The following is a 5868-nucleotide window of genomic DNA, read 5'->3' on the forward strand; positions in this document are numbered from 1 at the left end:
CCGTGCGCCTCCACGAGCTTGCGGACGATCGCCCGCCCGGGGCCGCTGCCACCCGCCGATCGCCCTGCGGCAATCCGTGTTAAACCTGGATACGTGGGTGGTACAGGTCGATTCCGGGCGAGCTTTCACCGCTCCGCCCGGCGTCCGCACCGAGACGGTGGCGGCCGTCCGGGCGGGGGCACCCCCGCGTCCCTCGGGCCGCCGGGCGGGCGGACCTCACCGGGGCGCCGGCTGCGCGCCCTGTTCAGTGTCCGCACCGTCGCGGGCCAGTTCTTCATCCTCATGATCGGCATCGTCGTCCTGCTCGACGCCGCCGCCGTCGCCGCTTTGGTCGTCCAGGGCCGGCGGGACAGCATGGCCTCCGCCCGTGCCCAGTCGCTCAGCGTCGCGCAGACCTTCGCGCACGCCCCGGGCGTGGCGGCCGCCCTCGACAGCGAGGACCCCACGGCGGTCCTCCAGCCGCGCGCCGAGCAGATCCGGCAGAGCACCGGCGTGGAGTACGTCGTCGTCGCCGGCACCAACGGCATCCGCTACACCCACCGCGACATCGCCCTCATCGGCCGGCGGGTTCCGGCCCCCTACCTGGAGGCCCTGGACGGCGAACCCGTCACCCGCACCGTCGAGGGCGACCGCGGCCGCGCCGTCACCTCCGCGGTGGCCGTCCCCCGCAAGGACGGCTCGGCGGCCGGGCTGGTGGCCGTCGGCATCAAGGTCGAGGCCGTCAACCGGCTGGCGTATCCGAGCCTTCCGCTCACCATCGGCGCCGGCCTCGCCGCCCTCGCCCTCACCATCGCCGGCGCCACCCTGGTCGGCCGCCGCCTCAGCCGCCAGACCCGCGGCCTCGGCCCCGCCGAGATGACCCGGATGTACGAGCACCACGACGCCGTGCTCCACGCCGTGCGCGAGGGCGTCCTCATCATCGGCGCCGACCACCGCCTGCTGCTTGCCAACGACGAGGCCCGGCGGCTGCTCGACCTCCCGCCGGACGCCGAGGGCCGCGCGGTGACCGATCTCGGGCTCGCCCGGGGCACCTCCGAACTGCTGGCGTCCGGCCGGGGCGCCACCGACGAACTGCGGCCCGCCGGGGACCGGCTGCTCGCCGTCAACCTCCGGCCCACCGAGGAGCGCGGCGGCCAGCCCGGCATGGTCGCCACCCTGCGCGACACCACCGAACTGCGCGCCGTCACCGGCCGCGCCGAGACCGTCCGCGAACGGCTCACCCTGCTCTACCGGGCGGGCGCGCTCATCGGCACCACCCTCGACGTCACCACCACCGCCCAGGAACTCGCGGACGTCTCCGCCCCCGGCTTCGCGGACGCCGTGACCGTCGACCTGGCCGACTCCGTCCTGCGCGGCGAGGAACCGAGAACCCCCACCGGCGACGTCCTGACCCTCCGGCGCACCGCCGTCCGCAACTCCGCCGAGGACGATCCGCTCCACCCGGCCGGGAGCGCCATCGACTACGTCCCGACCACGTCCGCGGGGCTCGGCACCGGCGTCGGGCACACCTGGATCGTCTCCGACCTGAACACCTCCCGGCAGTGGCGCGAACCCGACCCCGAACAGGCCGCCCGTCTGCTGGCGCACGGCTACCACTCGCTGCTGTCCGTCCCGCTGCGGGCCCGGGGCGTCATCCTCGGCATCGCCAACTTCTGGCGCGGGCGCAACGAGGAGGCCTTCGACCTCGACGACCTCTCCTTCGCCGAGGAACTGGTGGCCCGCGCCGCGGTGAGCGTGGACAACGCCCGCCGCTACACCCGCGAGCACGAGATGGCCGTCACCCTCCAGCGCAGCCTGCTCCCGCGCGGCCTGCCCGAGCAGAACGCCCTCGACGTCGCCTACCGCTACCTCCCGGCCCAGGCGGGCGTCGGCGGCGACTGGTTCGACGTCATCCCGCTGTCCGGCGCCCGGGTCGCCCTCGTGGTGGGCGATGTCGTCGGGCACGGGCTGCACGCGGCCGCCACCATGGGCCGGCTGCGCACCACGGTCCTCAACTTCTCCACGCTCGACCTCGCGCCCGACGAACTCCTCGGCCACCTCGACGAACTGGTGGTCAGGATGGACCAGGACGAGGAGTCGGGCGGCGCCGCGATCACCGGGGCGACCTGCCTGTACGCCGTCTACGACGCCGTGTCCGGGCGGTGCGCGATCGCCCGCGCAGGCCACCCCGGGCCCGCGCTCGTACGGCCCGACGGCACGGTCGGCTTCCCCGACATCCCGGCCGGGCTGCCCCTGGGGATCGGCGGCATGCCCTTCGAGATGACGGAGATCGAGGTGCCCGAGGGCAGCCGCCTCGTCCTCTACACGGACGGCCTGGTGGAGCGCCGGGACCGGGACATCGACGACGGCCTGCGGCTGCTGCGCGGTTCCCTCGCCGACCGCGACCGCACCCCGGAGGAGACCTGCGACGACGTGCTGGAGGCCCTGCTGCCCAGCCGCCCCGGCGACGACGTGGCGCTGCTGGTCGCCCGGACCCGCATCCTGGACCCGTCCCGCCGCGTGCAGTGGGAGGTCCCCCCGGACCCGGCGGCCGTCGCCGGGGTCCGCGGCCAGGCGCTGCGCTGGCTGTCCGAGCAGGGCCTGGACGAGGAGGGGTTCGTCACCGAACTCATTCTCAGCGAACTCGTCACCAACGCCATCCGCTACGGCACCGAGCCCATCACGGTGCGGCTGCTGCACGACCGCTCGCTGATCTGCGAGGTGTCGGACTGCAGCAGCACCTCCCCGCATCTGCGCTACGCCGCCACCACCGACGAGGGCGGCCGCGGCCTGTTCCTGGTCGCCCAGTTCGCCCAGCGCTGGGGCGTGCGCTACACCGACCGGGGCAAGGTCATCTGGGCCGAGCAGACGCTCGGCGGCCCGCCGCCGGCGGAGTGGCCGCTGTGACGGCCCCGCGGGTGGTCGGACGCCTTCCGTCACGGGTAGGCGACCACGTTGGACGGAACGGTGGACGTTCCGGACGTGGGTGCTCCGGTGTCGTTGACGACGTGGTTGTACTGGCCCTGGCCGCCGAGCGAGACGACGAGCAGGTCGTGGAATCTCACCCCGGCCTTGACCGGTACCTCGAAGCCGTGGTCCTGGCGGATGGTGGGATCGACGTTGAAGTAGCAGTAGCTGCCGAGCCCCCAGCCCTCGTGGCGGTCGACCGAGTCGTCCACCTTGTAGGCCGCGTAGCCCTTGACCGCACCGTTCTGGACGGCCGCCTGGTTCGGGGCGTCGTACGCCTTCTCGTTCTGGAAGAAGATCGTCCGGCCGTTCTCGCCGGACCAGCGGACGTCGTACTTGTTGAAGTGCTCCACGAACAGCCCGGTGGCCAGGACGTTGTCACCGTTGACCTGGAGACCGTAGTCGGCCCGGTTGGTCTCCCAGCCGACGCCCTCGCCGTGGTCGGCGCGCCACAGCCAGGTGTGGTCGACGATGGTGTCGTCGCTGTTGATCACCATGCCCGTGGTCGCCTTGCCGGCGCCCGCGCCGCCGACCCGGACGAACACGTCCTGGACGCTCGTGGGGTTGGCCGCGTGGCTCGCGGACTCGCCGGGCGGGCCGACCTGGACGAGCACCTCGGAGTTCTGCGGCCCGGCGTCGACGAGGAGTCCGGCGAGCTTCACCCCGTCCACGTCACCGACCCGGATCGCGGTGACCCCGTTGTCGGGGATGATCGTGGCCAGGCCGAGGCCCAGCACGACGGTGTCCGCGCGGTCGATGTCGATCGGCCGGTCCACGTGGTAGATGCCGGGCGTGAACAGCAGGTGCAGGCCCTGCCGGACGGCGGCGTTGATGGTGGCGGCCGTGGCTCCCGGCTTGACCACGTAGAACCGGCTCAGCGGAATGGACTCGCCCTGCGGGGTGCCGTCCCAGGAGACGCCGCGCGCGTTGGTGCGCTTGGCGGGGACGAACACCTTGTACGCGTCGCCGTCCAGGTAGAGGAACGGCTTCTCGCGGGAGACCGGGGTGGTGTCGAGCGTGGTGTACGGCGGGTTGGGGAAGCTCTGCGCCGGGGCGCCCTGGACACCGGAGAACGTCATGTTCCAGACCCCGTTGCCCCAGCCGCCGATGGAGCTGTCACGGGTGTACCACTGCTGCTGCGAGTACGGGCCGACCTGGCCGTCGATCCTGCTGTCCGCGATGTATCCGCCGCTGGCCCAGCCGTAGCCGTTCGGGGCGAGGTTGAGGCCGCCCCGGACATGCATCCGGCGGAACGGCGCCGCCTGCGAGACCGCCCACCGGTCGGTGCCGCTGACCGGGTTGAGCGCCAGGTTCTCCGCCGAACGCCAGAAGTTCTGCGTGGCGTTGCCGTTGAACCAGCCCGCGTCCACGGTGACGTCGCCGTTGAACGTGGTGTCGTCGGGCTTGAGGCCGAGACCCGCGATCGAGGTGTAGAAGCCGATCTGCGCGTTGATGTCGTTGTAGGTGCCCGGCTTGAACAGCAGCGCGTAGCGGCCGGTGCCGAACTGCGCCGACTCCTGCTTCTTGAAGATCTCGTCCACCTTGGCCTGGATGCCGGGCGTGGACGGGTCGAAGACCAGGACGTTCGGACCGAGGTCACCGCCGCCGGGCAGCTGCGGACCGCCGTCGCCGCCGGTGGTGCCGAAGACCTGGAACTCCCAGAGCGAGTAGCCGTACGGGGTGGCGCGGGCGGTGCCGGTCAGCCGGACGTAGCGGGCGTCGCCCGACACGTTCAGCGTCTCGTTGCCGCCGGGGCCCGTGGTGGTCGAGTACGCGGTGCTCCAGGTGGTGTCGTCCGTGGAGAACTCGATCCGGTAGCTCCTGGCGTAGGCGGCCTCCCACCGCAGCGCGATCTGGCTGACCGAGGCCGTGGTGCCCAGGTCCACCTTGATCCACTGCGGGTCGGAGAACGCGCTCGACCAGCGGGTGCCGTTGTCGCCGTCCACCGCGGCGGCGGCCGGGGTGCCGGCGCCCTCCTGGCTGGACACGGTCACCGGCCTGCCCTGCGAGAGCAGCGAGGGCGCTGCGGCGGCGGGGGAGGAGGGCACGACGGCGAGCAGCGAGACGAGGAGTCCGGCGACCGCGGCCAGCACGCCGGTCCGTCTCCTTCCGGACGAAGGTGCGGGTCTGCGGAGCGAGGGGGGTCCAAACATGGGGGCTCTCTCCTGAGTCGCGGTAAGGGGGCACGACAGGAGGCCTGAGAGCGCTCTCTCCGGCCGATGGGGATACTTCTCTCCCGCTGTCGATGCGTCAATAGGTGTGCACCGATGGCTTGTTCAGGTGTCACTGAGAACAACAGTTGACGACGGAAGGGGCGCATATGTCCGTGTTGCGGCCGTCTTGCCGGTCTCGGGACCGGGGAGCCGACGGGGCGTCGGTTCAGATCATGACGGGGTGCGGATGGGCGCCGACCGGGCCGTCCGGGCCGTTGGCACCGCAACCACCGGGTCCGTGCGCGGCGACCGCCGGGCCCCGCGCCGCGCCTGATACCGGACATGTTCTCCCCGGTCCGGCGACAGCGGGCGGCGGCGCTCGCTATCCTCCCTGGGCATGAGCCGTGACCGTGGCGCGAGAAGCGCCGCTGACCAGGCGCGACGAGGCCCCGGATGACCGAACTGACGGATACCGCGCCGGCGGACGCGCGGGGCGTCCAGGCCTGGCGGTCGTTCGGCGTCCGTCTGCGCCACTGGCGCAGACGGGCCGGGCTCACCCAGGCCCAGGTGGGCGCCCGCGTGGGCTACGACCACACCGCCATCAGCAAACTGGAGCACGGCAGCCGCCGCACCCCGCTGCCGCTGGCCCGCCGTCTCGACCACCTCCTCGGCGCCGGCGGCGACCTGGTGGCCGCCTGCGAGGAGGCCGCGGCGGGGGAGCGCACGGAACCCGCCGCCGCCCCCGCGCCCCTCCCGGACCCCGTCGGCC

General features: G+C 72.9%; 3 protein-coding genes. 2 read left to right on the top strand and 1 reads right to left on the bottom strand.

What is annotated here, in order from left to right:
• The first annotated feature begins 231 nt into the window (after positions 1-231).
• Positions 232-2886 carry a SpoIIE family protein phosphatase gene (locus MHW47_RS31025; RefSeq protein ID WP_374230177.1) on the top strand — a complete coding sequence of 885 codons (2655 nt, stop codon included), beginning with the start codon at positions 232-234 and terminating at the stop codon, positions 2884-2886.
• 29 nt (positions 2887-2915) lie between these two features.
• Here MHW47_RS31025 and MHW47_RS31030 read toward each other — a convergent pair whose 3' ends face one another.
• Positions 2916-5099 carry a discoidin domain-containing protein gene (locus MHW47_RS31030; protein WP_239227200.1) on the bottom strand — a complete coding sequence of 728 codons (2184 nt, stop codon included), beginning with the start codon at positions 5097-5099 and terminating at the stop codon, positions 2916-2918.
• 453 nt (positions 5100-5552) lie between these two features.
• Here MHW47_RS31030 and MHW47_RS31035 point away from each other — a divergent pair.
• Positions 5553-5868, top strand: a 316-nt coding sequence (locus tag MHW47_RS31035) for a helix-turn-helix domain-containing protein (RefSeq protein WP_239227201.1), incomplete at its 3' end; no start/stop codon positions are given.

It is taken from the genome of Streptomyces sp. OfavH-34-F, assembly GCF_022347745.1.
Lineage (GTDB): Bacteria > Actinomycetota > Actinomycetes > Streptomycetales > Streptomycetaceae > Streptomyces.